Annotated in this window: 25 protein-coding genes; 15 read left to right on the top strand and 10 right to left on the bottom strand. The window is 31.3% G+C overall.

Features of this window, described 5'->3' with window-relative positions; translation table 11 throughout:
• Positions 1-25: 25 nt before the first annotated feature.
• Genes M3P09_RS11705 through M3P09_RS11695 form a run of 3 tightly spaced genes read right to left on the bottom strand, consistent with a single transcriptional unit; the run spans position 26 to position 2,330 of the window.
• Positions 26-757, bottom strand: a complete 732-nt coding sequence (locus tag M3P09_RS11705) for a LytR/AlgR family response regulator transcription factor (RefSeq protein WP_249973246.1) — start codon at positions 755-757, stop codon at positions 26-28.
• Positions 754-1,800, bottom strand: coding sequence for a sensor histidine kinase (locus M3P09_RS11700; RefSeq protein ID WP_249973245.1), 1,047 nt, complete (start codon positions 1,798-1,800; stop codon positions 754-756). The genes M3P09_RS11705 and M3P09_RS11700 overlap by 4 nt, the downstream gene beginning before the upstream one ends.
• A 44-nt stretch (positions 1,801-1,844) precedes the next feature.
• Positions 1,845-2,330, bottom strand: coding sequence for a hypothetical protein (locus M3P09_RS11695; RefSeq protein ID WP_249973244.1), 486 nt, complete (start codon positions 2,328-2,330; stop codon positions 1,845-1,847).
• Positions 2,331-2,604: 274 nt separating this feature from the next.
• On the opposite strand from M3P09_RS11695, the gene M3P09_RS11690 reads away from it, so the two are divergent.
• From M3P09_RS11690 to M3P09_RS11680, 3 genes are all read left to right on the top strand, one after another.
• Positions 2,605-2,973 carry a DoxX family membrane protein gene (locus M3P09_RS11690; RefSeq protein ID WP_099563841.1) on the top strand — a complete coding sequence of 123 codons (369 nt, stop codon included), beginning with the start codon at positions 2,605-2,607 and terminating at the stop codon, positions 2,971-2,973.
• A 116-nt stretch (positions 2,974-3,089) separates the two neighbouring features.
• The gene (locus M3P09_RS11685; RefSeq protein ID WP_249973243.1) at positions 3,090-3,593 is read left to right on the top strand and encodes a hypothetical protein; all 504 of its coding nucleotides are present in this window, start codon (positions 3,090-3,092) and stop codon (positions 3,591-3,593) included.
• 2 nt (positions 3,594-3,595) lie between these two features.
• Positions 3,596-4,987 carry a M64 family metallopeptidase gene (locus M3P09_RS11680; RefSeq protein WP_249973242.1) on the top strand — a complete coding sequence of 464 codons (1,392 nt, stop codon included), beginning with the start codon at positions 3,596-3,598 and terminating at the stop codon, positions 4,985-4,987.
• Between the two features lie 6 nt (positions 4,988-4,993).
• On the opposite strand, the gene M3P09_RS11675 is transcribed toward M3P09_RS11680, so the two are convergent.
• From M3P09_RS11675 to M3P09_RS11655, 5 genes are all read right to left on the bottom strand, one after another.
• Positions 4,994-5,548: a DinB family protein gene (locus M3P09_RS11675; protein ID WP_249973241.1), complete on the bottom strand. Its 555-nt coding sequence runs from the start codon at positions 5,546-5,548 to the stop codon at positions 4,994-4,996.
• A gap of 5 nt (positions 5,549-5,553) precedes the next feature.
• Entirely contained in the window at positions 5,554-6,075 is a 522-nt protein-coding gene (locus tag M3P09_RS11670; RefSeq protein WP_099563845.1) for a DUF4136 domain-containing protein, read from the bottom strand.
• A 96-nt stretch (positions 6,076-6,171) separates the two neighbouring features.
• On the bottom strand, positions 6,172-6,876 hold the full coding sequence (locus tag M3P09_RS11665; protein WP_233192454.1) for an ion transporter: 705 nt from the start codon (positions 6,874-6,876) through the stop codon (positions 6,172-6,174).
• Positions 6,877-6,936: 60 nt separating this feature from the next.
• Positions 6,937-7,935, bottom strand: a complete 999-nt coding sequence (gene obgE / locus M3P09_RS11660; protein ID WP_099563847.1) for a GTPase ObgE — start codon at positions 7,933-7,935, stop codon at positions 6,937-6,939.
• A gap of 77 nt (positions 7,936-8,012) precedes the next feature.
• Positions 8,013-9,122, bottom strand: coding sequence for an adenylate kinase (locus M3P09_RS11655; RefSeq protein ID WP_249973240.1), 1,110 nt, complete (start codon positions 9,120-9,122; stop codon positions 8,013-8,015).
• 171 nt (positions 9,123-9,293) lie between these two features.
• On the opposite strand from M3P09_RS11655, the gene M3P09_RS11650 reads away from it, so the two are divergent.
• The 8 genes from M3P09_RS11650 (at position 9,294) to M3P09_RS11615 (ending at position 16,717) form a co-directional block, all read left to right on the top strand.
• The gene (locus M3P09_RS11650; protein ID WP_249973239.1) at positions 9,294-10,448 is read left to right on the top strand and encodes a 5-(carboxyamino)imidazole ribonucleotide synthase; all 1,155 of its coding nucleotides are present in this window, start codon (positions 9,294-9,296) and stop codon (positions 10,446-10,448) included.
• Positions 10,449-10,450: 2 nt separating this feature from the next.
• Positions 10,451-10,933, top strand: coding sequence for a 5-(carboxyamino)imidazole ribonucleotide mutase (gene purE / locus M3P09_RS11645; RefSeq protein ID WP_099563850.1), 483 nt, complete (start codon positions 10,451-10,453; stop codon positions 10,931-10,933).
• 200 nt (positions 10,934-11,133) lie between these two features.
• On the top strand, positions 11,134-13,164 hold the full coding sequence (locus tag M3P09_RS11640) for a M3 family metallopeptidase (protein ID WP_249973238.1): 2,031 nt from the start codon (positions 11,134-11,136) through the stop codon (positions 13,162-13,164).
• Between the two features lie 27 nt (positions 13,165-13,191).
• Positions 13,192-13,971, top strand: coding sequence for a hypothetical protein (locus M3P09_RS11635; protein WP_249973237.1), 780 nt, complete (start codon positions 13,192-13,194; stop codon positions 13,969-13,971).
• 69 nt (positions 13,972-14,040) lie between these two features.
• Positions 14,041-14,544 carry a GbsR/MarR family transcriptional regulator gene (locus M3P09_RS11630; RefSeq protein WP_099563852.1) on the top strand — a complete coding sequence of 168 codons (504 nt, stop codon included), beginning with the start codon at positions 14,041-14,043 and terminating at the stop codon, positions 14,542-14,544.
• A 396-nt stretch (positions 14,545-14,940) separates the two neighbouring features.
• Entirely contained in the window at positions 14,941-15,843 is a 903-nt protein-coding gene (locus tag M3P09_RS11625) for a TIGR01777 family oxidoreductase (protein WP_249973236.1), read from the top strand.
• 53 nt (positions 15,844-15,896) lie between these two features.
• The gene (locus M3P09_RS11620) at positions 15,897-16,451 is read left to right on the top strand and encodes a sigma-70 family RNA polymerase sigma factor (RefSeq protein ID WP_249973235.1); all 555 of its coding nucleotides are present in this window, start codon (positions 15,897-15,899) and stop codon (positions 16,449-16,451) included.
• Between the two features lie 2 nt (positions 16,452-16,453).
• Positions 16,454-16,717: a hypothetical protein gene (locus M3P09_RS11615; protein ID WP_249973234.1), complete on the top strand. Its 264-nt coding sequence runs from the start codon at positions 16,454-16,456 to the stop codon at positions 16,715-16,717.
• On the opposite strand, the gene M3P09_RS11610 is transcribed toward M3P09_RS11615, so the two are convergent.
• Positions 16,714-17,547: a UbiA prenyltransferase family protein gene (locus M3P09_RS11610; RefSeq protein ID WP_249973233.1), complete on the bottom strand. Its 834-nt coding sequence runs from the start codon at positions 17,545-17,547 to the stop codon at positions 16,714-16,716. The genes M3P09_RS11615 and M3P09_RS11610 overlap by 4 nt on opposite strands.
• A 120-nt stretch (positions 17,548-17,667) precedes the next feature.
• On the opposite strand from M3P09_RS11610, the gene gcvP reads away from it, so the two are divergent.
• From gcvP to M3P09_RS11590, 4 genes are all read left to right on the top strand, one after another.
• Positions 17,668-20,517 carry an aminomethyl-transferring glycine dehydrogenase gene (gene gcvP, locus M3P09_RS11605; RefSeq protein ID WP_249973232.1) on the top strand — a complete coding sequence of 950 codons (2,850 nt, stop codon included), beginning with the start codon at positions 17,668-17,670 and terminating at the stop codon, positions 20,515-20,517.
• Positions 20,518-20,620: 103 nt separating this feature from the next.
• Positions 20,621-21,679, top strand: coding sequence for a 3-oxoacyl-ACP synthase III family protein (locus tag M3P09_RS11600; protein WP_249973231.1), 1,059 nt, complete (start codon positions 20,621-20,623; stop codon positions 21,677-21,679).
• A gap of 1 nt (position 21,680) precedes the next feature.
• Positions 21,681-22,202 (top strand): class I SAM-dependent methyltransferase, encoded by a 522-nt coding sequence (locus M3P09_RS11595; RefSeq protein ID WP_249973230.1) that lies wholly within the window; start codon positions 21,681-21,683, stop codon positions 22,200-22,202.
• 24 nt (positions 22,203-22,226) lie between these two features.
• On the top strand, positions 22,227-23,075 hold the full coding sequence (locus M3P09_RS11590; RefSeq protein WP_249973229.1) for a glycosyltransferase family 2 protein: 849 nt from the start codon (positions 22,227-22,229) through the stop codon (positions 23,073-23,075).
• A 54-nt stretch (positions 23,076-23,129) separates the two neighbouring features.
• Here M3P09_RS11590 and M3P09_RS11585 read toward each other — a convergent pair whose 3' ends face one another.
• On the bottom strand, positions 23,130-25,205 hold the full coding sequence (locus tag M3P09_RS11585; protein WP_249973228.1) for a T9SS type A sorting domain-containing protein: 2,076 nt from the start codon (positions 25,203-25,205) through the stop codon (positions 23,130-23,132).
• Positions 25,206-25,253: the final 48 nt, after the last annotated feature.

The raw sequence follows: 25,253 nt of genomic DNA, 5'->3' as shown, positions 1-25,253 counted from the left end.
TAGTATAACTCATAATGATAGGTTACTAAAAACTTAATTGCTCCTTAAAAATATAGGACTGTCTTCTGGAGATTTCAATTTCTTCTCCAGAATTCATTTCTATTTTCAGTTTACCATTAAACCAAGACACCACCTTTTTTACATGGTTAATATTTATAATTTGTTGTCTATTTGCTCTAAAAAACACATCATTGGGTAACCTCTCCTCTATTTGTGCTAATGATTTGTATATAAGCGGCTTATTACTTTCAAAAAAAACTCTAGTATAGTTTCCAACAATTTCAAACAAAGAAATGTCATGAATTTTCACCAACCAACACTTTTCGCCATCCTTAATAAAAATTTGCTTGTCTATACTTAAAGCATCTTCATTTTTAGATTTTGTTGCTATGCTATTACTAAACTTCTCAACAACTTTTTCTATACTTTTGGAAAATCTTTTTTGGTTTATTGGTTTTAGTAAATAATCAAAAGCATTATACTCAAAAGACTTTATGGCATACTCATCAAAAGCTGTTGTAAAAACAGTAAGGGGCACGTCATCTAACATTTCTAATAACTCAAACCCATCTTTTTCAGGCATATTAATATCTAAAAATAATAAATCCGGCTTTGTATTTGTAATCAATTTAAACCCTTCATCAACATTTTCTGCTTCGCCCAAAAGTTCAATTTCTTTATGTGCTTTTATAAGCTCTTTTAATTCATTACGAGCTAAACGCGAATCTTCAACAATAACAGCTTTTAATGTTATCATGCTAATGGAATTTTAATTGTAGCAACAACTTGATTTTTAACTTCATTTAAATTGAATGTGGCTTTTTCTCCGTAAAGTAATTCCAGTCGTTTTTTAATGTTTTTCAAACCCAACTGAGTAGTGTTCTTATTACTTTGTAATGTTCCGGAGTTTATTACTTCAATTTGAAGTAAGTCATTTTTAATTACAGTAGACAAACTTACTCCTCCTCCTACCTTTAAATTAGAAATTCCATGTTTTATGGCATTTTCAACAAGCATTTGAATAATCATTGGAGGTATTTGTTTATTTAATGACGCTTCATCAATATGTGTTTCAAATTGTAAACGATTTTCAAATTGAATCTTAGAAATTTCGATATAATTTTCAACCATTTCTAATTCATCTTCTAAAGCAATAGAATTTACATCGCTTTTAGTTAGTGAATACCGTAAGGTTTCAGACAAACTTGTAAGCATATTTCTAGCTCTGTCTACATCCTCAAGCATTAACCCTCTAATATTGTTTAAACTATTAAACATAAAGTGCGGATTTATTTGCCCTTTTAAAGTGTTTAATTGTGATTCTTTTAAGCTAGCTTGTAACTCAACATTCTTTATTTTTTCTTCTTTAATCTCTCTATATAATGCAGAGTAAGCAGATATTAAATACCAAACTATCCAAGCAAACCAATTGAAAATATTTGTTGGTAGTTTACCATATTCTTCCGCTTCTTTCCCTTGAATAGAAGTATAAACAACATCTATTATTGGCCATAAAATTAAATTGAAAAGAAACGTAGCAATAACTAAAAAACCTAAAAATTTAAATACCTTTAAGGTTAAAGTTTCATCCTTTTTAACAAACTTATCTATACAAAACTGTATACTTGCTGTTAATAGAATCATTAAAGTAAACCATATTAAACCTTCTGAAACAAGATAAGAAAACTCTAACCTTCCCGATTTTACAGCCGATTGGTATTTTATAATATAAGAAGGAAGTAGCGTAATACTCCAAACCAAATAATTTGGCAATGCCTTTTTAGAAAACAAATATTTCATTCTTATTTTAATATGGTATAGGTTATCAAACTTACAATTTAATATTAAAAATTATTTGCTTCAGGGCTATTTATTTGTTCGTCTATAACTTTCAAGTCTTCTTTTACTTTATTAAATAATTTATTTCCAAGAATAAAAAGAATATAAATTACAACCATACTTTTTAAGACTGTAAGTGTTGTAATGTCTTTCTCAAATAAATAGGCAGGAACAACGGTTAATAACCAAATAAAAAACACTGTAGATTCGTATTTCTCTCGCTTTAAGATGTGCAACCTATAAAGATTAAATTTAACTTTAAATTCACCATTTCTAAGATTGAATTTTTTTAACAATAAATGTGATAATGTGTACCAAATTAAGAGTGAGACTCCAATTAATAACGGAATGACATATTCAATATGCTCTCTTAACTTAAAGGTCAACATCAATGAAACTAACACATAAATAAATGATAAGTTCCTAGCTGTTGCTGATCCTTTTAACATCAATTTAAATTTCTCTTCAGGTATATTTTTAAGCTTTTTCATGATGATTATTTTACCCTAAGGCAATTTGAATGATTAGTTCTACTAAAGCTTTTACTAAATTGATCATAATACTGTTCGTTTTTTGAATGATGGTGTAAATATAAATCAGTGAATGTGTTTAAAAATTTGAAATATGATGAGTGGTAATTTGGATATGATAAACGGAAAATGAAAAGCTAAAGTTGTTAGATAAACCTTTTCGATTCGACAAAAACATTTAAATGACTTATTTTTAATTTATTATCTTTAAATACTAACTAAATATTTAATCATTATGAATTCAAAAGTTTTTATGGTCGTAAGAATACTTCTTGGGCTTTTCGTTTTGTTCTTTGGTCTTAACAAGTTTTTCCATTTTATGGACATGGGAGATATGTCTGCAGAAGCAGGTGCGTATTTTGGAGCATTGTCTTCTGCAAAAGTAATTACATTAGTAGCTATTGTTGAAATTGTTGCTGGTGTAGGCTTAATATTCAATAAATACGGTGCTTTATTGGCGCTAATTTTAATGAGTATTTCTGTAAATGCTGTATTATTCCACGCTACTTTAGAACCAGGTAGTATTGGTGGAGCCTTAGCTTTACTAGTTCTAAATGTTATAGTACTTTACGGTTATAAAGACAGTTATAAATCTTTATTCTAAAGGCTTCTTTCTATGTTTAAACAAAAAAGAGGCTTTTAAAGCCTCTTTTTTGTTTAAACCAATTAATTAGTAAATTTACAAAATATAAATGCCTCTCAAGTTTCACTAAAAAAGTCATGCTGGTTTACCCCAAAATCATAAATAACTTAATCATTGCTTTAGTACTTATATGTATTACCGCATGTACTACAACAAAGAGGGTAGTACAAAACACTACTATTGAAGAGCTAAACCCAAAACTTATTTTTTTAAATTACACTATTTCTGAAAACAATAAAGGGAAGAAAAACATTCAATTTATTAATAAAATAATAACAGATGGTAAGTTAAAAATAAGCAGTAACGAATATATTAAAAGTGGTATTACTGGCGATTTAATATGCACTCAACTAGATAAAAATTCTAATATATTGCAAAATATAACAATAAAGAATCCACTAGTAAAAATCTTTGAGTATGTTGATGACTCCAAAACCTTTAAAACGAAAAAAGTAGAGTTAAAAAACACTGAGTTTTCATTAAAACTAAAGTTAGAACCAAATGCACAATATATTAGTATTTACGAAATCGAAAAAAAATTAGCACAAACAAAGCCATTAATTAAAACTAAAATCAACTAATCATGAAGCATTATTTACTTTATATATTATGCCTATTAAATATAAGTTTTATTAATGCTCAAATTTTTGATGTTGAAACTATTAAAGCTTCTGGAGATAATGATAAAAGAATAAATCTTGTTATTTTAAGTGAAGGTTATCAAACCAGTGAGTTATCAAAATTCATTACCGATGCTACAAATTTTTCAAACGAAATGTTTACACAATCCCCCTTTAAAGAATATACAGATTATTTTAACGTATACGCTATAAAGGTCCCTTCTAATGAAAGCGGTACAGATCACCCAGCAACAGCAACCGATGTAGTAGAGCCTGTTTTTCCAGCCACTACTAAAGACACCTATTTTAACACTTCTTTTGACACCTCTGGTTTTCACAGATTACTTTACACATATAACTCCTCTTTAGTCTATAATGTGCTAGCCAACAATTTCCCTGAATACGATCAACCTATTATTTTAGTTAATTCATCAGAATATGGTGGTGCTGGTGGTCCTTACGCTGTTTCATCTACTGGAAGCAGTGCTAATGAAATTGCTATTCATGAGTTGGGACATTCGCTTTTTAATTTAAGAGATGAATATTATCCTGGAGATGGGAATCTTTTTGAATCTATTAATGCTACTAAAGAAACAAATTCAAGCTTGGTAAGATGGAAAAATTGGATAGGAATTAATGCTGTTAGTATATACCCTTACGGATCTTCTGGTGAATCTGCTACTTGGAACAGACCACATCAAAGTTGTAAAATGCGTTACTTAGGAGTGCCTTTTTGTTCTGTTTGTCAAGAAGGAATTATAGAAAAAATTCACAGCTTAGTTTCTCCAATAGACTCTTATTTACCAGTTTCAAACTCAGTAAATACTTCAACATATCCAATTGATTTTCAATTAAATTTAATAAAACCTATTCCTAATACTTTAGAAAGTGTATGGACATTAAATGCTTCAAACTTTGCTAATGATGTTGATGATATTTCTATTATTGACACTGATTTAAACACTGGAACCAATAGTTTAACCGTTGTGGTCAATGATGTCTCTTCGTTTTTAAAGGTTGACAATCATGAAACCGTGCATGTTTACTCTGTTACATGGACTATAACTAAATCTGCTTTAGGTATTGATGATATCACAAGTGATCAAAATAGTTTTGAAATTACATTATATCCAAATCCTTCAAACCGTATAATAAACTTAAAAATTGAAAGTAGAAATGCAGTAAACTTAAAAGTAGACATTATTAGCTTGGACGGGAAAAAGATAAAATCGACAAAAATATCTAGTTATGAAACTAATGAAGTTGATATTAGCCGTTTTAGTCAAGGCATTTATATTGCTAATTTTTACTCAAACAATATACTTTTAACCAGTAAGCGTTTTGTAAAAAACTAAATATATTTAAGGTATTCTTTTCTTTAAAAGCAAAATTTGCCCTAAATGACTTGATTGGTGTTCCATAACATGGTACCAAGACCAATGATTATTCATTCTATAGCCTTCTGGTACGGTTGCTAACCATTTATCATCTTTCTCTTTTAAATATTCAAGAGTTTTTTTTCTAACATCATTATAAATATCCAAATAATAACTAATTGGTTTTCCTTTATGTAGCTTTCTTGCTTTTTCACCCATAGACATTCTTGTTCCCCAAATCTCTTTCTCTTTATCATTAAACTCTCTATTCTGAAAAGTGTAAACCTGATAAAACTTTTCTGTAGCTGCTAAATGCAAAACTAAAGTACCAATACTGTTAGCGTTTTCATCTAGTAAAAAATCTATTTCATCAACTTCCAAATCTTTTACAGTTCTTTCCACTCTATCTTTCATATCATTTAACATTGAAACAAGGACACCAACATTGGGTGTAAAACCATCTTCTGCTTTAATAACGCGTTGTGCACTAGCTGTTAAAGCAACAACTAAGCATAATAAAATAAACAAATGATTTCTCATGACAATTATTTTTTAGGTGGATAGTTAATTAATATTTTATCTATAATGGCATTTAAACGTACTTCTCGATTTTCTGGTGATGCATTTGGGTTAAAACTAGATTCACTTACAGCTTGCCAAAAAAGCCCTTTTCCATTTTCGTCGACAAAGTCAATTATAATTTGACGATTTACATTTGCTTGACCTATTGGAATACCAATAGATACGCCGCCTCCAACATTACGCCCGCCACCTCCAACACCAACACCAACAGTGTTTCTTTGTGCTGCTTGAAACTCGCTACTTTTAATATCAATAAAAAAATCTGGCTTCTCTACTAAACTAAATCCTTTTGCTTGCATTTTTGCATCTAAAGCATCCAGAAAACGTTTGGTATCTAAATCACTTAAACCTGTTTTCATATTAGCATAATAATTATAGGTTTTGTAATTAGAAAAGTCTGTACTTTTATCAAAATCATAATTAACATGTATGGGTGCACAGGATACAACTAATAGAGCTAACGCTAATGTTTTTAAATATTTCATGGCATTATTTTTCTTTAAAGTTAATCAAAAATTATTCCACATAGACTAGGCAGAAAGAGTTTAACATCAAAACAAAAACTACAATTTTTAATTATTCTATTTCTTATCTATAGATTTTGTTAAAGCTGATGAAATTATTCCTGTAGGTATAGCTACAATACCTAAGCCAATCATAAGAATAAAAAAAGTAAACACCTTACCTCCTACAGTTATTGGATATACATCTCCGTAACCTACAGTTGTAAGCGTGATAATTGCCCACCATAAGCTATCAAAAATAGAAGAAAAATGTTCTGGTTGTGCTTGATTTTCAAAATAATAAATTCCTACTGCAGCAAAGTATATTAAAATAAGTGTGATAAATATGAATAGAAAAATTTCTTCCTTAGCCGACTTTATAGCATTTGTAAAATGATTCATGGCTTTATTATACCTAACCAATTTTAAAATCCTAAATAAACGCAGAAAGCGTAAAGCTCTTAACGAGCGTAAATCGACGCCAAAAGACAAATAAAATGGTAAAATGGCAAGTAAATCTATAATACCAAAAAAGCTAAATACAAACTTAAACTTACTGTCTGCAACATAAATTCTCAAAGCATACTCTAGGGAAAATATAATAACACAAAACCATTCTATTGATTGAAGAATAGTTCGCGTTTGAGGTTTTAAATTCGGAATGGTTTCAATTGAAAAAGTTATAACCGATAAAAGAATTAGCCCTTGAATAAAAATAGAAAAGTATCTACTTAACTTATTATCATTAATCTCAACGATATTTTTAATCTGTTTTTTCATCATGAATTTTTTATCTATTTATAAATAAAAGTAAATCAATTAAAAAACTCAGTCTTAATTAAGTTAATCATTCAGCATTTTCCAGAGTAAATCTTTAAGCTCTGTAATACCTTGTTGTGCCACAGAAGAAATAAGTAGATATGGAATTGGAAGTTCGTTATCCAACTCCGTTCTTAGCTCTGCTTTTAACTCATCGTCAAGCATATCACATTTAGAAATGGCTATAATACGCTCTTTATCCAACATTTCTGGGTTATACCTACGTAATTCATCTAACAAAATATCGTATTGTTTTTTAATATCTTTTGCATCAGCAGGGATTAAAAATAATAAAATGGAATTACGCTCTATATGACGCAAAAAGTAGTGTCCCAGCCCTTTACCTTCAGCAGCTCCTTCGATAATCCCTGGAATATCTGCCATAACAAAAGTTTGAAAATCGCGATATTCAACAATACCTAAGTTTGGTTTTAAGGTAGTAAACTCGTAATCGGCAATTTTAGGTTTTGCTGAAGTAACAACAGATAACAATGTAGATTTTCCCGCATTTGGAAAACCAACTAAACCAACATCTGCAAGTATTTTTAACTCTAAAGTAATGTGTCTTTCCTCTAACGGAAGTCCTGGTTGAGCATACCGTGGTGTTTGATTAGTTGAAGATTTAAAGTGCCAGTTACCTAATCCGCCTTTTCCTCCTTCTACAACTATCTTTTCTTCATCATGTTCGGTTATTTCAAAAATAATATCGTTGGTTTCGGTATCTCTAACTACTGTACCTAAAGGCACATCAACATACATGTCTTCTCCATCGGCTCCAGAGCTACGGCTTTTACTACCATGTTCTCCATGACCCGCTCTAATATGCTTTTTGAATTTTAAAGGTAAAAGTGTCCAAAGGTTTGAATTTCCTCTAAGTATAACATGCCCCCCACGGCCGCCATCTCCTCCATCAGGACCACCTTTAGTTATGTATTTCTCGCGATGTAAGTGTACCGACCCTTTTCCTCCGTTTCCAGAAGCTACATACATTTTTACGTAGTCAACAAAATTTCCTTCAGTCATTTTAATTGTTTAGTTGTTGATTTGTTTAATCGTTTAGCTATTTAACGATTAAACAACTAAACATTTCAACGCTTCAACTAAAGATTATCTATAACGCCACTCAATCTTACAGTAATATCTTCAATACTACCAACGCCATCTACACCAAAATACTTATTCTGCGCAGAGTAATAATCTTTTAAAACAGCTGTTTTATTATAGTATTCTGTAATTCTATTTCTAATAATAGATTCGTCAGCATCGTCTGCTCTTCCACTAGTTTCTCCTCGTTTTAACAAACGCTCAACCAAAACCTCATCATCTACTTCTAAAGCTACCATTGCATTTATTTGAGAATCTTTACTACTCATTAACTTATCAAGTGCATTAGCTTGAGCATTAGTACGCGGAAAACCATCAAAAATAAAACCATTTGCATCAGCATTCTTCTCAACTTCAGCTTCTAACATATCTATAGTAACTTGGTCTGGAACTAGTTCACCCTTATCCATATAGGATTTTGCTAACATCCCTAAAGCCGTTTTATTTTTAATATTAAACCTAAAAACATCGCCTGTAGAAATATGTACTAGATTATACTTTTCTTTTAAAAATTCTGCTTGCGTTCCTTTTCCTGCTCCTGGAGGACCAAATAGCACTAAATTTGTCATGTGTTGTGTTTCTTTTATTTGATATACTTCTGGTATGTCTCTTCCTAATCCATCGTAGTCGAGTCCATAGCCAACTATAAATTTATTAGGTATTTCTATACCAACATAATGTAGTTTAAAATCTTTTTTATACGCTTCAGGCTTGTAAAATAAGGTTGCTATTTTAAGCGACTTTACATTTTCATTTTTAAAAATCCTGTGCACTTCTGTTAGGGTATTTCCTGTATCGATAATATCCTCTAAAATAACAACTGTTCGCCCAGACAAATCTTGAGTAAGCCCAATTAAACGTTGAATATCTTCAGAAGACTTAACACCTTCGTAAGATGCCAACTTAATAAAGGTAACCTCGCACGGTTTAGGGTACTTTTTTACAAAATCGCTCACTACCATAAACGAACCGTTTAAAATACCAATAAAAACAGGTATTTCATCTCCTAAATCATTAGAAATTTCATTTACCAAACGGTCAATAGCAACATCAATTTCTTCTGCAGAAATAAATGGCTTAAAATATTTATCGTGTAGCTTTATCACGGTTATTATTTTTTAAAGATGCAAAGATAATCAATAGATTAACGCCCCAATAGCTATCGGGATTATTTTTTAATTTACTATTTAATAAGGAATAGATTTTTAAGTGTATTTTTGTAGTGCAAAAGCAAAAAATCAATTTAATTAAAAGGATTCACTTTTTGGTAAATTAACATGAACTATTTCTCTTCAAATTTTAAACTCGGTATTCTTGGTGGCGGACAATTAGGAAAAATGTTGCTTAACTGCACTCGGAAGTTTGATATTCATACTTGTATTTTGGATGCGAGTAATGAAGCACCATGTAAAATTGCAAGTAACGAATTTTATCTAGGCGATTTAATGGACTACAATACGGTTTACAATTTCGGGAAACAAGTTGATGTATTAACCATAGAAATTGAAAATGTTAATGTTGATGCGCTTGAAACACTTGAAAAAGAAAATGTAAAAGTATACCCATCGTCAAAAACATTACGTGCTATTCAAAACAAAGCCACACAAAAATTGTTTTATGTAGACAACAATTTACCAACGGCTCCATTTACTCGTTTTGCTTATACTTCTGAAATTAATGATGCTATTGAAAATGGTGGTTTAACACTTCCTTTTGTATGGAAATGTGCACAGTTTGGATATGATGGTACAGGTGTAAAAATTGTAAGAACACTTTCAGATTTAAAGGGGTTACCAAATGTTGAATGTATTGCAGAAACATTAGTCCCTTTTAAAAATGAATTGGCTGTAATTGTTGCCCGAAATGCATCAGGAGAAACTAAAACATTTCCAGTAGTAGAAATGGAATTTCATCCAGAAGCAAACCAAGTTGAATATGTTATATGCCCAGCAAGAATTGATGATGACGTCGCTAAAAAAGCTACAGAAGTTGCATTAAATGTATCAAAAGCATTTAATCATGTAGGTCTTTTAGCTGTTGAAATGTTTCAAACTGAAAGTGATGATATTTTAATTAACGAAGTTGCACCTAGACCTCATAACTCTGGACATCAAACTATTGAAGCTAGCTATACCTCACAATTTGAACAACACCTTAGAGCTATTTTAAATTTACCATTAGGAAGAACTGATAGTAAAGTAGGTGGCGTTATGGTAAATTTAGTGGGTGCTGAAGGCTATACGGGTAATGTAGTTTATGAAAACATTGATGATATTATGAAGATGGAAGGTGTTACGCCTCATATTTATGGTAAAAAACAAACAAGACCATTTAGAAAGATGGGGCATGTAACTATTGTAAATGAAGATTTAAGTAAAGCTCGAAAAGTTGCTGAAAAAGTAAAAAAGACGATTAAAGTAATAAGTAAATAATTATGAATAAAGTAGGAATAATTATGGGAAGTAAAAGCGATCTTCCTGTTATGAAACAAGCTATTGAGATATTAGAAGGTTTTGATATTGAAGTTGAAGTTGATATTGTTTCGGCCCATCGCACACCTGAAAAACTATTTGACTACGGAAAGCATGCGCATACAAGAGGGTTTGCTGTAATAATTGCTGGTGCTGGTGGAGCTGCACATTTACCAGGAATGATAGCTTCTTTATCACCACTTCCTGTTATTGGTGTTCCTATAAAAAGTAGTAATTCTATTGATGGCTGGGATTCTGTTTTATCTATTCTTCAAATGCCAGGTGGCGTACCTGTTGCTACCGTTGCTTTAAATGGGGCAAAAAACGCAGGTATTCTGGCAGCTCAAATTATTGGAACATCAGACAAATGTGTTCTAGATAAAGTTATAGTTTACAAACAAGGGTTAGAACAAATGGTTCATGAATCTGCTAAAGATTTAAAATAAAAAAACCTCGAATAAATCCGAGGTTTTTACAGCTATTAACAATAATTCTTACGAGTTAAAGATAACTCTCTGAAAAATCTTGTGCCAAAATAGAAAAAAAAGTCTGATTAACTAATTTTTATTTTACATATTCGATTAACTACCAATATTCATTATTTTTTTAGATTTTTATTTTTTAAAACAATTACAATTTCACATTCATGTCTATCTTAAACAAACCTTTTAATACACCATATAACACCGCTCCTTTTTCGAAAATAAAAGATGAAGATTTCCTTCCTGCTTTTAAAGAAGCCATTAAAAATGCTAAAGCAGAAATTGATAAGATCGTTGATAATGCTGAGTCTCCTACTTTTGAAAACACAATAGAAGCTCTAGACTTTTCAGGTGAGCAATTAGATAGAATATCAAGTATCTTTTTTAATTTGAATTCTGCTGAAACAAATGCCGAAATTCAAAAAATTGCCCAAGAGGTATCTCCTTTGTTATCAGAATTTAGTAATGATATTACCTTAAATGAAAATTTGTTTAAACGCGTTAAATCTGTTTATGATAAAAAAGGTGAATTTGAGTTAAGTGTTGAGCAAGAAACACTTTTAGACAAAAAATATAAAAGCTTTTCGCGTAATGGAGCCAATTTATCTGAAGACAAAAAAGAAAAGCTTCGAGAAATTGATAAACAATTAAGTCAATTAAAACTCAAATTTGGTGAAAACATATTATCTGAAACCAACAAATTTGAAATGTTAATTACAGATAAAAAAAAACTCTCTGGTTTACCTGAAGGCACAAAAGAAGCAGCATATCAATTAGCAGAATCAAAAAACAAAAAAGGGTGGCTATTTACACTAGACTATCCAAGCTATATTCCTTTTGTTACCTATGCTGATAATCGCGAGTTACGTAAAAAAATATCTTTAGCGGCTGGAGCTAAAGGATTTAAAAATGATGAATTAGACAACCAAGATAATGTTATAAAAATTGCAAAACTGAGGTATGAGCGCGCTAAGCTTTTAGGCTATTCAACACACGCGCACTTTGTTTTAGAAGAGCGTATGGCAAAAACGCCAGAAACCGTTCAGAACTTTTTAAATGAACTATTAGAAAAAGCAAAACCGGCAGCCGAAAGCGAGTTTAAGAATCTTGAAAGTTTTGCTAAAGAGTTACACAACATTAACAGACTTGAAAAATGGGATTCGGCTTATTATTCAGAAAAACTAAAACAAAAATTATTCAGTTTAGATGATGAGCAATTAAAACCTTATTTCAAGCTAGAAAATGTTATTAACGGAGCTTTTACTGTTGCAAGTAAGTTATTTGATTTAAATTTTGAAGAAATAAATAATATTGATAAATATCATAACGATGTTTTAACTTATAAAGTAACCAACAATAATGGCGATTTAACATCCATTTTTTATGCCGATTTCTTTCCAAGAAAAGGAAAACGTAATGGAGCGTGGATGACATCTTTTAAACCGCAATACGTAAAAGATGGCACTAATGAAAGACCTCATGTTTCTATAGTTTGCAATTTTACAAAACCCACAATAAGTAAACCATCTTTACTAACTTTTAACGAAGTAACTACCCTATTTCATGAGTTTGGACACGCCCTCCATGGTATGCTTGCAAATACTACATACCCTAGTTTATCTGGCACTAGTGTGTATTGGGATTTTGTTGAATTGCCAAGTCAAATATTAGAAAATTGGTGCTATCAAAAAGACGCTTTAGAATTATTTGCAAAACACTATGAAACCGGTGAAGTTATTCCGATGGATTTGATTGAAAAAATAAAAAAATCAGCTACTTTTAATGAAGGCATACAAACTTTACGTCAAATTAGTTTCGGTTTATTAGATATGTCTTGGCATGGTCAAAATCCATCAGAAATCACAAATGTAAAAGCGCATGAAGTTGTGGCTTTTAAAAGAACAAATTTATTCCCAGAAGTAGCAGAGAATTGCATGAGTACAGCTTTTTCTCATATTTTTCAAGGGGGTTATTCGTCTGGCTATTACAGTTACAAATGGGCAGAAGTTTTAGATGCTGATGCTTTTGAATATTTTGAAGAAACTGGCATTTTCAATAAAGAAGTAGCTACCAAGTTTAAAAATAATGTTTTAAGTAAAGGTGGAACTGAAAACCCTATGACACTATACAAACGCTTTCGCGGAAAAGAACCTAAACCAGAAGCCTTATTAAAGCGGGCAGGCTTGTTAAAATAAGTTGTTTTGATTTTCGTTTAGTTGTTTATGAGGTTTCTAAAACTTTTTGGGCATCTAATAATTATTTCGTTTTTAACTATATTAACTCAAATAGGTGGTTTAATATGGCTTTTAGCTTCGTTAATTTCTTTAAAATTAAAAAAGAAAAAACGGTTAGTATTTCCAATTCTATACTTAATTTTCAATATTTTAATTATTCCTCCTATTGCTAAATCCTTTGGAAAAGAACAGCTACCTGTTTTTAATAATCATTTAAAACCAAGAAATTGGGTTTATCCCTTGCTGTTTAGAAATTATGTAACGTCAGATTTAAAAGATTTATTAGAAAACTCAGCTAAAAACTTAAAGCCTTCAAATATTTCAATCACTTATTTAGATGCAAATTTTCCTTTTATTGATGGCTTTCCATTATTGCCACATTTAAGTCATAGCAACGGAAAAAAAATAGATATTTCATTTATGTATTTAGATGAAAATGGAAAAACTACAAATAAGAAACCTTCTGTTTCTGGCTATGGTGCATTTGTTAACTCAAAAAATATAACAGCAAAAAATTGTATTAATAAAGGTTATTGGCAATACGACTTTACTAAATATGTCACTTTCGGAATAACCAATGATTTAAAATTTGATAAAGCAACGACAAAACTTTTAATACAGGAATTATTGCACTCAAAACAAACCGAAAAGATTTTCATTGAACCTTATTTAAAAACTGAATTAAGCTTAAATAACTATACTAAAATCCGCTTTCATGGTTGCGGAGCGGTTAGACATGACGATCATATTCATTTACAGATAAGGTAATCTACTCCCACAAACAAACAAGATTTCAATAATTATTGAAAGTTTAGAAATTATTTATATCTTTGTGTCATGGAATATCAAGAAGCAAAAGAAAAGTTTATCAGCACTTGGGGAAGCTTAGGTACACTGTGGGGTATAAACAAAGCCATGGCTCAAATACAATCGCTTCTTTTTATATCTACAAAAGCCTTATCTATGGAAGAAATTATGGATGAGCTTAAAATTTCTCGCGGTAATACAAGCATGAATTTACGTCAGTTAATGGATTGGGGTATTGTAACTAAAGAGTTAATCCCAGGCGAACGAAAAGAATTTTTTACTACAGAAAAAGACGTACAAGAATTAGCAAGACATATAGCCAAAGAACGTAGCCGAAGAGAAATAAAACCAGTAATTAAAATATTAAAAGATGTATCTTCTATTAAAGATGACGGTACAGCAAAAACTAAAGAACTAATTAAACAAACGAAGGCATTGCATGATTTAGCTGAAACAGCAGATACCATGATGAACAAAATTGTAAATCAAGAACAAAACTGGATTACTAAATCTTTATTAAAATTAATTAAGTAAAAAAATTTAAATCTAACTTTCAATGATTTCTGAAAGTTTAAAACAATTAAAAATGAAAACACTCCATTACATTAACTGTTTTTTTTATTTTATCACAATAGCACCATACATAACTATATATTATTTCTTTTTTGGTTTGTATGCTCAATTCATCCTTGGTATTGTTCAAATATTTATAGCAATTATAGTATCACTATATATGAAGAAACTTAGTGAGACTAAGAAAAGGCACATCTATAGATATTGGATACTTACCTTAATTAATTTGCTAATTATTCTGATACTTTATAAAACTAATATTATGAGTAATAATATTTCTCAAATAGCATTTGTATTTGTTACACCTATGCTAATTGCTAGCTACTTTATTTATATAACTTATTTAATACAGAAACAATGAAAAAAATTATCATAGCGGGAGGAAGTGGATTTTTAGGACAAGTCTTAGAAAACTATTTCAACAGAAAAGAGTATAAAATTAAAATCTTCACAAGAAACACTAAAAAGAATAACGATGTCTTTTGGAATGGAAAAGACTTGGGTAATTGGGTTAATGAACTTGAAACAGCAGAAGTTTTAATAAACCTTACAGGAAAATCTGTTGACTGCAGATATAATGAAAAAAATAAAAAACTTATTTATAACTCAAGAATTGATTCTACAAACATTTTAGGATTAGCAATTAATCTTTGTGAAAGCCCACCAAAGATTTGGATTAATTCCTCTACTGCAACCATATACAAACATGCTTTAAAGAAAGAAATGACAGAAGAAAAAGGAGAAATTGGTGATGATTTTTCTATGAATATAGCCAAATATTGGGAAGAAGCATTTTATAGTATTACTAATCCTAAAACACGGAAAATAGCATTAAGAACCTCTATTGTGATGGGTAAAAATGGAGGTGCTCTAATTCCTCTTAAAAATTTAACCAAAATTGGATTAGGTGGAAGACAAGGAGATGGTAATCAAAAAGTAAGCTGGATTCATGAATTAGATTTTGCAAGAGCAATTGAGTTTTTAATTCAAAATAAAAAGCTTCAAGGAAATTTTAATTTGTCTGTACCTAAACCAACGGATAATAAAACGCTAATGAAAACAATTAGAGAGGCCTTAAAAATACCATTTGGAATTTCTCACCCCAAATGGTTACTTGATTTTGGAGCAAAATTAATAGGTACAGAGACCGAATTGATTTTAAAAAGCAGAAATGTAATCCCAAAAAGATTATTAGATGCAGGTTTTGTTTATAAGTACACAAACTTTAAAAATGCACTACAAGATTTAATAAAAAATTAGATATTCATTTTTTTACCTTATTTTTGAAATTCAAAAAAACAATTGCATCAATAATGCCCAACCATCAAATAAATCCAAATAAGTGGGTTGATTTATATTCAGACTACTTATTTAACTACACAATTACTAGAGTTAGCGACAGAGAAATTGCGCAAGATTTAGTGCAGGATACATTTTTGGCAGGTTTAAAATCGATGAAGAATTTTAAAGGCGAAGCTAGCGAACGCACTTGGCTAATCTCTATTTTAAAAAGAAAGATTATTGATCATTATCGTAAAATAAATTCCAAAAAAGGGAAAGCTGAAGTAAGAATCACTTACAACGATGATGCTGAAACCGAAGGTGATTGGTTGGAAGAACGTGTTGCAGATCCTTACGATAAAACAGCAGAAGACACCTTGCAAAATGCAGAGTTAGGTGATGCTATACATAATTGTTTAGGTAAACTACCAGAAAAACAAGCTGAAGTTTTTAAAATGAAAACCATACAAGGTTTTGAAACTGAAGTTATTTGTAATGAATTAAATATTACAGCGTCTAACCTTTGGGTAATCATTCATAGAGCACGTACAGCCATGGTAGATTGCTTAAAAGAAAATTGGTTTTAATTATGAGTACGAAGATAAAGGTTGTGATTCCTTGTGATGAAGCAAATCATGTGTGTGATAAAACGCAATACAAAGACGCTACACTATGGGAAAAAATAAAACTAAATATCCATTTAATATACTGTAGAGCTTGTAGAAAATACACAAAAAATAATACTAAGCTTACTAAGGAAATAAAAAAGTCCAAAGTTGAATGCTTAGATAAAAAGTGCAAAGAATCTATGAAAAAAGATTTAGAGCATGCTATAAGCGAATATTCAAATTAAAGACTTAAAAGCATTAATATTAGCCACAAAATAGGCACACCTTCTACCCAAAACGAGCTATAATAATTACTCTGCTTAATTTTAGAAAACACTAACAAAAGCATTGTAATAAAAGTAATTACTAATAATATCATAACACTACCTATATTAGTTTCATCTTTAAAAAACTCTAAAAAGAAAAACAACATTAATAATAAAGTTCCAATCCCTTTTGTTTGCTTTACTCCTATTCTTTGAGGAATTGTAGAGAGCTTCAAACTATCATATTGTAGGTCTCTAATTTCGAAAGGAAACATTAAAACAATAACAAAAAAGTAGCGCTGTAACCCCGTTATTATAACATCTGTATTAATGCCATATTTCATATTTATTAAAGGTAGAAAAACAGTAACTCCGCTCCATACCAAAGCAATTAAATAAATTTTCAAACCACTTATACTTCTCAAATTGTGATGCTTATCCAAAAACAAATGCTTGGGCAAAAAAGGAATAGCATACAAAAAAGTAATTAATCCTAAAACGGCTATACACAATAGAGTGTTTTTTTCTAATTGAAGGCCATAATAACACATTAAAATAAAACAGATTAATGAAAATATTTGAATCGCTTTTAGCCAAGTAGCTAAGCTTCTGTGATAGAATTTTGCTATTCCAAAATACTTAACAAAGTTATAACCTGTAATAGTGGCATAAAACACAAAATATAACACATTTTCATCATACAAAAAATTATACTCAATCAACGTCATCCATGTTAATGAAAACACCGATAATGCGACGTGAATGCTACTATTAATATAAAAGTTTAAAATTTGTTTTAATAGTGTCATTTTACAAAAATAAGCAAACTGTTAATAACGTTTTCAAATGGTTAAAAACTTTACGTTTTATGCATTTATTCGCGAATTATATTACGTATTTTTGCGAATTATATAAAAAATTGATTTTTAATGAACACAAAAGCTTTTGCATTACGTCATATTGGTCCTAGAGAAGACGACCAAAATCTTATGTTGAAAACCTTAGGAATAGACTCTTTAGACCAGTTAATTCAGGAAACTGTTCCAGATGATATTCGTTTAAAAAACGGATTAAATTTAGATGAGCCAATGACGGAGCATGAGTATTTGCTTCATATTCATGATTTATCTAAATTAAATAAAGCACGTAAAACTTATATAGGTCTTGGATACCATCCTACTATAATGCCAGCTGTTATTCAACGAAATATTCTTGAAAATCCAGGCTGGTATACAGCTTACACGCCTTATCAAGCAGAGATTGCCCAGGGCAGACTAGAAGCGCTTTTAAATTTTCAAACCATGGTTATAGATTTAACAGGAATGGAAATTGCTAATGCATCTTTACTCGACGAAAGTACCGCAGCTGCTGAAGCTATGAGTTTGTTATTCTCTGTTCGTGAGCGTAGTCAGAAAAAAGCAGGTATAAACAAGTTTTTTGTTTCTGAAAATATTTTACCACAAACCTTATCACTTTTACAAACAAGAGCAAATCCTATCGGTATTGAATTGGTAATTGGAAAAGAAGATACTTTTAGTTTTTCTAATGAGTTTTTTGGAGCCTTATTACAATACCCAGGGAAAAATGGACAGGTTACAGATATTAAATCTTTTATTAATAAAGCTAATGCTGCTGAAATTAAAGTAGCCGTTGCTGCCGATATTTTAAGCTTAGTTAAATTAGAAGCTCCAGGCAAGTTTGGAGCAGATGTAGTGGTTGGAACAACACAACGCTTCGGTATACCTATGGGGTATGGTGGTCCACATGCAGCTTTCTTTGCTACAAAAGAAGCATATAAACGAGATATTCCTGGACGAATTATTGGCGTAACAAAGGATGCAAACGGTAATAGAGCGTTACGCATGGCATTACAAACACGCGAGCAACATATAAAACGAGATAAAGCCACATCAAACATTTGTACAGCACAAGTACTTTTGGCAGTTATGGCTGGTATGTATGCTGTGTATCATGGGCCAAAGGGTTTAAAATTTATTGCTGGTAAAGTGCATGATAAAGCAGTGGTCTTATCAAATGCTTTATCAAAACTAGGTTACGAGCAAAAAAATACGTATTTCTTTGATACCCTTCAAATTAAAACAAAAGCAAAAAACATAAAGAAGGTTGCAACCGATAAAAAGGTAAATTTAAATTATCCCGATAAAGAAACTGTTACTATTTCTATAAATGAAACCACAACCATTAGAGATATTAATTATTTGATTTCTTTATTTGCTGAAGCAGCCCAAAAAGACACTATTGAAGTTACTGAAATAGAACAAACAAATAATATTGATGAGTCTTTACAAAGAACATCAGATTTTTTAGCAGATACCGTTTTTAATACTCATCATTCTGAAACTGAATTGATGCGTTATATAAAATCGTTAGAGCGCAAAGATTTATCATTAAATCATTCAATGATTTCTTTAGGCTCATGTACCATGAAGCTAAATGCTGCTGCAGAAATGTTACCATTAAGTTGGTTTAAATGGGGTAATATTCATCCGTTTGCACCGCTAAAACAAGCTAAAGGCTATGCTACTATTTTAAAAGAATTAGAAGATCAATTAACCGAAATAACAGGTTTTGCAGCAACCTCTTTACAACCAAATTCTGGTGCTCAAGGCGAGTTTGCCGGTTTGATGGTTATTAAAGCTTATCATGAATCGCGAGGAGATCATCATAGAAATATTTGCTTGATTCCGTCTTCTGCACATGGTACAAATCCTGCAAGTGCTGTTATGGCTGGCATGAAAGTGGTAGTAACAAAATCTACCGAAGAGGGTAATATTGATGTAAATGATTTACGCGAAAAAGCCGAATTGCACAAAGATAATTTAGCAGCTTTGATGGTAACATACCCATCCACACATGGTGTATATGAATCAGCTATTAAAGAGGTTACACAAATTATTCACGATAACGGAGGTCAAGTTTATATGGATGGTGCTAACATGAATGCACAAGTAGGGTTAACTAACCCAGGTAATATTGGGGCAGACGTTTGTCATTTAAACTTACATAAAACCTTTGCTATACCTCACGGTGGCGGTGGCCCAGGTATTGGTCCAATTTGTGTTGCAAAACAACTCGTTCCATTTTTACCAGGAAATCCTGTAATAAAAACTGGTGGAGACAAAGCCATTACAGCTATTTCAGCAGCTCCTTTTGGTTCTGCTTTAGCCTGCTTAATTTCTTATGGATATATTAAAATGTTAGGTGCTGAAGGGCTAACACAATCTACTAAAATTGCTATCTTAAATGCAAACTATATAAAACACCGATTACAAGGTAGTTTCGATACGCTGTATTCTGGAGAACGTGGTCGTGCTGCACACGAAATGATTGTAGATTGTAGAGCATTTAAAGCTCATGGTATTGAAGTTACAGATATTGCTAAACGATTAATGGATTATGGCTTTCATGCACCAACAGTATCATTTCCTGTTGCTGGCACATTAATGATTGAACCAACTGAAAGTGAAAGTAAAGCAGAGATGGATCGTTTTTGTGATGCTATGATTTCAATCAAAAAAGAAATTGATCAATCTTCAAAAGATGACATCAACAATGTGCTTAAAAATGCACCCCACACATTAGACATGATTACAAATGATGAATGGCAGTTTCCATATTCAAGACAAGAAGCCGCTTTTCCTTTGGAATATGTAAAAGACAATAAATTTTGGCCTAGTGTAAGACGTGTTGATGATGCTTATGGCGATAGAAATTTAATTTGCTCATGCACGCCTATTGAGGCATATGCAGAAGTTTAATTAGTCTTTTGAACATCGTAAATTAAAACAAAACTGAACTTGCCTTTAATTATAAACTATTATATTGGGTTTTAGTTTTTAATCAAAGGCAATTTTTTATTTTATGACTATAAAAATTACAGGTACTGGAAGTTATATTCCTAATAATATTGAAAGGAATGAAGACTTTTACCAACATCAGTTTTTAAATAGCGATGGTTCAATTATAAATGCTTCTAATGAGGTTATAGTTGAAAAATTCAAAGCCATTACAGGGATTGGAGAACGTAGGTATGCAAAAAAATCTTTAAACACTTCGGACATTGCTTTTTTTGCCGCTGAAAAAGCTATTGTTAATGCTAATATTAATCGTGAAGATATAGACTATATTATTGTAGCCCATAACTATGGTGATGTAAAACACAACACAGAACAGAGTGATACCGTACCAAGTATCGCATCAAGAGTTAAACATCTTTTAAAGATTGAAAACCCAAAATGTGTAGGTTACGATGTGCTTTTTGGTTGCCCAGGCTGGATTGAAGGCGTAATTCAAGCAAATGCTTTCATTAAATCTGGAATTGCTAAAAAGTGCTTAGTCATAGGCGCAGAAACATTATCTCGTGTTATTGACCCTCACGATAGAGACTCTATGATATATAGTGATGGTGCAGGCGCTGTTATCGTAGAATCTACTAATGAAGAAGGTGGCATAGTAGCTCATGAAACAGCAACCTTTGCTTTTGATGAAGCTCATTTTATATTTTTTGGAGAAACAAATAATCAAGACATAAATGATAAACGACGATACATAAAAATGTATGGTAGAAAAATTTATGAATTCGCTATTAGTAATGTTCCAAAAGCAATGAAATCTTGCTTAGACAAAAGTGGTGTGGACATTAAAGACCTAAAAAAGATTCTTATACACCAAGCCAATGAAAAAATGGATGAAGCCATTGTAAAACGTTTTTATAAGTTATACGATTTAGAAATGCCAGAAGACATTATGCCAATGACTATTGGTAAATTAGGAAATTCTAGTGTTGCAACCGTTCCTACATTATACGATATGATATTGAAAGGAGATATGGAAAATCAGCAAATAAATAAAGGAGATACTATTATGTTTGCTAGTGTTGGTGCTGGCATGAATATTAATGCTATTATTTACAAACATTAAAATGTACGAGAAAAGTTATCCTAATAAACGCTTTAAACATACCATTCAATTTTTAAATAAGCATGTTTCGGCTTCCGAAGCTATTCTAGATTTAGGTGTTATTAATCCATTTACCAAAATCATGCAAGAACATGGTTATAAAGTTGAAAACACTAAAGGGGAAGATTTAGATATAGATACTTCTACCATTACTAATTCAGAAGCTGATGTTGTTACTGCTTTTGAAATATTCGAACATTTACTATCACCTTTTACTGTGTTAAAATCTATAAAAGCAGATAAATTGGTTGCTAGTGTACCACTTAAGTTATGGTTTTCTTCAGCATATAGAAGTAAAACAGACATGCTTGACAGACATTACCACGAGTTTGAAGACTGGCAATTTGATTGGTTGTTAGAAAAAGCAGGTTGGAAAATTTTAGACAAACAAAAATGGACTAATCCAACTAAAAAAATTGGACTCAGACCCATTTTGAGGTGGTTTACGCCAAGATATTACATAGTTTACGCTGAAAGAGTTTAACTTTGAATACTAAGCTTTAAAATTTTGAACTTTTATATTGTTATTCCAGCACATAACGAAGAGCGCTCTATAGGACTCACTTTAGATTCGCTAGTAAATCAAACGCATTTACCAAAAAAAGTTATTGTGGTTAATGATAATTCCACTGATAAAACTCAGGATATTGTTGAAGCTTTCGCCGAGAAACATACTTGGATTTCATTAATAAATTCAAAATCATCAAATGAGCATATTCCAGGTTCAAAAATTATAAATGCTTTTTACAAAGGCTTTGAAATTTTAGATGATAATTATGATGTAATCTGCAAGTTTGATGCAGACTTAATTTTCCCAACAAATTATTTAGAACAATTAACACATCATTTTAATAAGAATCAAAAGTTGGGTATGGCTGCCGGTTTTTGTTACATAGAAAAAAATAATGAATGGGTTTTAGAGAATTTAACGAACAAAGATCATATTCGGGGCGCATTAAAAGCTTATAGAAAACCTTGCTTTATTGATATAGGAAAACTAAAACCATCTATGGGTTGGGATACTGTTGATGAGTTGCTAGCACAATTTTATGGTTGGACAATTTTAACTGATGAAAATCTTAAGGTTAAACATCTAAAGCCAACAGGTATTAGTTATAATAAAGCCTCAAAATATTTGCAAGGTGAAGCTATGTACAAAATGCGTTATGGCTTTTTAATTACTTTTATTTCGGCATTGAAACTTGCTTATAAAAAAAGAAGCTTCGTTTTGTTTAAAAATTATTTAGCTGGTTATTTTAAAGCAAAAAAGCAAAAAATGGATTATTTAGTTTCTAAAAAAGAAGGAGAATTTATTAGAAGGCTGCGCTGGAAAGGGATTAAAAAAGCATTGTTTTAACAAAAAAAGGTTACCTATAATAGATAACCTCTTTTATATACAAAAAAATTAATCCTACTCAACAAGCAAACGCTTTATGGCTTTTATTGAATTATCTTTATTAGTAATACTAACTAAATAAAGTCCTTGAGGTAGCTTACTAACATTAACATCAATAGATTTATCTCTTTTAGATTTAAGATTTATAGATTGATTGTAAACTTCTAAACTTGAATAGTTATAGATTTTAACCGTAACATCCTCATCTTTAATTCCTGACAAATCAATATTTAAGTTGTTTTTTGCAGGATTAGGATACATTGAAATCTTAACGATTTCGTTTTCATGCCTATTCGCATAAGTAATCAAATCGCAAAATCCACTATCATATGGGAACCTAAAAATTGGTATAGGATTAGATAAGTCATAACATCCAGATAAATTTATAAAAACATTATTTCCTTCTTCTACTCCATATATCGTATCAAAACTTAAATGCCATATTAAACAAACTCCAGGTCCTGCGCCTTCAAAGTTAACTGCTTCTGGGGTTGGTGGTAAACCTAAAATATTTCCTTCAACATCAGTTACAACCCATTGTGAGTTTGATCCTACATTTGTTTTAAGTTCTATACCAGTTGCAAAATCATCAACACCATCACCTTGACAAAAAAGATATAACCCTCCTGCCTTAAGATATCCGCCATTAACGTCACATATTGGATCAACTTTATTTTTTCTAACCACTTTTATCGGATTAGACAAACTATAACACCCTACTAAATCTGATGCATTGTTTCCCATTGCAGCACCTTCTAAATCACCATCAAAACTTAAATGCCATACTAAACATGTGCCTGCTCCTGCACCATCAAAATCTACTACATATGGACTCGGAGGTAAACCTAAAATGTTCCCCTCACTATCAGTTACTACCCATTGCGAATTTGACCCCGCATTGCCTTCTAATGTAATGGCTCCTTCTGGTATGTTATCTGCTATTCCATCTCCTACTGTATATTCAAACGGACCCCCGGTTAATGTACCGCCCTTGGGTTGGTTTCTTATTACCTCTATAGGATTGGATAAATCGTAATCTCCAACTATATCGGAGGCATTGTTTCCCATAACTGCACCTTCTAACTCTCCATTAAAACTTAAATGCCACACTAAGCATGTCCCAGCTCCTGCACCATCAAAGTCTACTACATATGGGCTTGGTGGTAATCCTAAAATGTTCCCCTCACTATCAGTTACTACCCATTGTGAGTTTGATCCTGTATTGCCTTCTAATGTAATGGCACCCTCTGGAATATTATCAGCAGCTCCATCTCCTACACAATATTCAAATGGGCCACCTGTTAAAGTACCTCCATCAGCTATAACTGAATTTCTAACTACTTTTATCGGATTAGACAAACTATAACACCCTACTAAATCTGATGCATTGTTTCCCATTGCAGCACCTTCTAAATCACCATCAAAACTTAAATGCCATACTAAACATGTGCCTGCTCCTGCACCATCAAAATCTACTACATATGGACTCGGAGGTAAACCTAAAATGTTCCCCTCACTATCAGTTACTACCCATTGCGAATTTGACCCCGCATTGCCTTCTAATGTAATGGCTCCTTCTGGTATGTTATCTGCTATTCCATCTCCTACTGTATATTCAAACGGACCCCCGGTTAATGTACCGCCCTTGGGTTGGTTTCTTATTACCTCTATAGGATTGGATAAATCATACCATCCTCTTAACTTCGATAAGTTCTTACCTTTTTTTAAGTTTCTCACATACCACCAATATGATATGCTCCAAATTTTACAAACTCCAGCTCCAGCATCTTCAAAATCAAAAGGAGGAGCTTTTGGTAGTGCTAAAATATTATTATCAGCATCGGTAATAATCCAACGCTTCTTTTTCCCTTTGGCTCCTTTTCTATACACATCAATTGGCGTAGAATTTCCATCAATACAAATTGTAGTATCGTCTTTCGTTTCAATTTTTCCTCCATTAAGATATTTGCCTCGCTTCTCCTGTTGGGCATTTAAATTGAGACTCATTAATAAAAGGAAAACGATTAAAAGGGCATTTCTTGTATATTGAATTTTTGATCCAACATAGCTTAAAAGTTGTTCTTTTTCCATAATAAAATTATTGATTAATTAATTCTTGTAAAGCTATGAGGTAAAAAA

It is taken from the genome of Jejuia spongiicola, assembly GCF_023502325.1.
GTDB classification, from domain to species: domain Bacteria; phylum Bacteroidota; class Bacteroidia; order Flavobacteriales; family Flavobacteriaceae; genus Wocania_A; species Wocania_A spongiicola.
The sequence above is the reverse complement of the archived record's forward strand: the minus strand, read 5'-3'. Positions and strand labels throughout refer to the sequence as shown.

What these genes read in the sequence shown, in the direction of transcription:
- M3P09_RS11705 (WP_249973246.1), bottom strand. Translation starts at nt 757, where the DNA reads ATGATAACATTAAAAGCTGTTATTGTTGAAGATTCGCGTTTAGCTCGT.
- M3P09_RS11700 (WP_249973245.1), bottom strand. Translation starts at nt 1,800, where the DNA reads ATGAAATATTTGTTTTCTAAAAAGGCATTGCCAAATTATTTGGTTTGG.
- M3P09_RS11695 (WP_249973244.1), bottom strand. Translation starts at nt 2,330, where the DNA reads ATGAAAAAGCTTAAAAATATACCTGAAGAGAAATTTAAATTGATGTTA.
- M3P09_RS11690 (WP_099563841.1), top strand. Translation starts at nt 2,605, where the DNA reads ATGAATTCAAAAGTTTTTATGGTCGTAAGAATACTTCTTGGGCTTTTC.
- M3P09_RS11685 (WP_249973243.1), top strand. Translation starts at nt 3,090, where the DNA reads ATGCTGGTTTACCCCAAAATCATAAATAACTTAATCATTGCTTTAGTA.
- M3P09_RS11680 (WP_249973242.1), top strand. Translation starts at nt 3,596, where the DNA reads ATGAAGCATTATTTACTTTATATATTATGCCTATTAAATATAAGTTTT.
- M3P09_RS11675 (WP_249973241.1), bottom strand. Translation starts at nt 5,548, where the DNA reads ATGAGAAATCATTTGTTTATTTTATTATGCTTAGTTGTTGCTTTAACA.
- M3P09_RS11670 (WP_099563845.1), bottom strand. Translation starts at nt 6,075, where the DNA reads ATGAAATATTTAAAAACATTAGCGTTAGCTCTATTAGTTGTATCCTGT.
- M3P09_RS11665 (WP_233192454.1), bottom strand. Translation starts at nt 6,876, where the DNA reads ATGATGAAAAAACAGATTAAAAATATCGTTGAGATTAATGATAATAAG.
- obgE (WP_099563847.1), bottom strand. Translation starts at nt 7,935, where the DNA reads ATGACTGAAGGAAATTTTGTTGACTACGTAAAAATGTATGTAGCTTCT.
- M3P09_RS11650 (WP_249973239.1), top strand. Translation starts at nt 9,294, where the DNA reads ATGAACTATTTCTCTTCAAATTTTAAACTCGGTATTCTTGGTGGCGGA.
- purE (WP_099563850.1), top strand. Translation starts at nt 10,451, where the DNA reads ATGAATAAAGTAGGAATAATTATGGGAAGTAAAAGCGATCTTCCTGTT.
- M3P09_RS11640 (WP_249973238.1), top strand. Translation starts at nt 11,134, where the DNA reads ATGTCTATCTTAAACAAACCTTTTAATACACCATATAACACCGCTCCT.
- M3P09_RS11635 (WP_249973237.1), top strand. Translation starts at nt 13,192, where the DNA reads ATGAGGTTTCTAAAACTTTTTGGGCATCTAATAATTATTTCGTTTTTA.
- M3P09_RS11630 (WP_099563852.1), top strand. Translation starts at nt 14,041, where the DNA reads ATGGAATATCAAGAAGCAAAAGAAAAGTTTATCAGCACTTGGGGAAGC.
- M3P09_RS11625 (WP_249973236.1), top strand. Translation starts at nt 14,941, where the DNA reads ATGAAAAAAATTATCATAGCGGGAGGAAGTGGATTTTTAGGACAAGTC.
- M3P09_RS11620 (WP_249973235.1), top strand. Translation starts at nt 15,897, where the DNA reads ATGCCCAACCATCAAATAAATCCAAATAAGTGGGTTGATTTATATTCA.
- M3P09_RS11615 (WP_249973234.1), top strand. Translation starts at nt 16,454, where the DNA reads ATGAGTACGAAGATAAAGGTTGTGATTCCTTGTGATGAAGCAAATCAT.
- M3P09_RS11610 (WP_249973233.1), bottom strand. Translation starts at nt 17,547, where the DNA reads ATGACACTATTAAAACAAATTTTAAACTTTTATATTAATAGTAGCATT.
- gcvP (WP_249973232.1), top strand. Translation starts at nt 17,668, where the DNA reads ATGAACACAAAAGCTTTTGCATTACGTCATATTGGTCCTAGAGAAGAC.
- M3P09_RS11600 (WP_249973231.1), top strand. Translation starts at nt 20,621, where the DNA reads ATGACTATAAAAATTACAGGTACTGGAAGTTATATTCCTAATAATATT.
- M3P09_RS11595 (WP_249973230.1), top strand. Translation starts at nt 21,681, where the DNA reads ATGTACGAGAAAAGTTATCCTAATAAACGCTTTAAACATACCATTCAA.
- M3P09_RS11585 (WP_249973228.1), bottom strand. Translation starts at nt 25,205, where the DNA reads ATGGAAAAAGAACAACTTTTAAGCTATGTTGGATCAAAAATTCAATAT.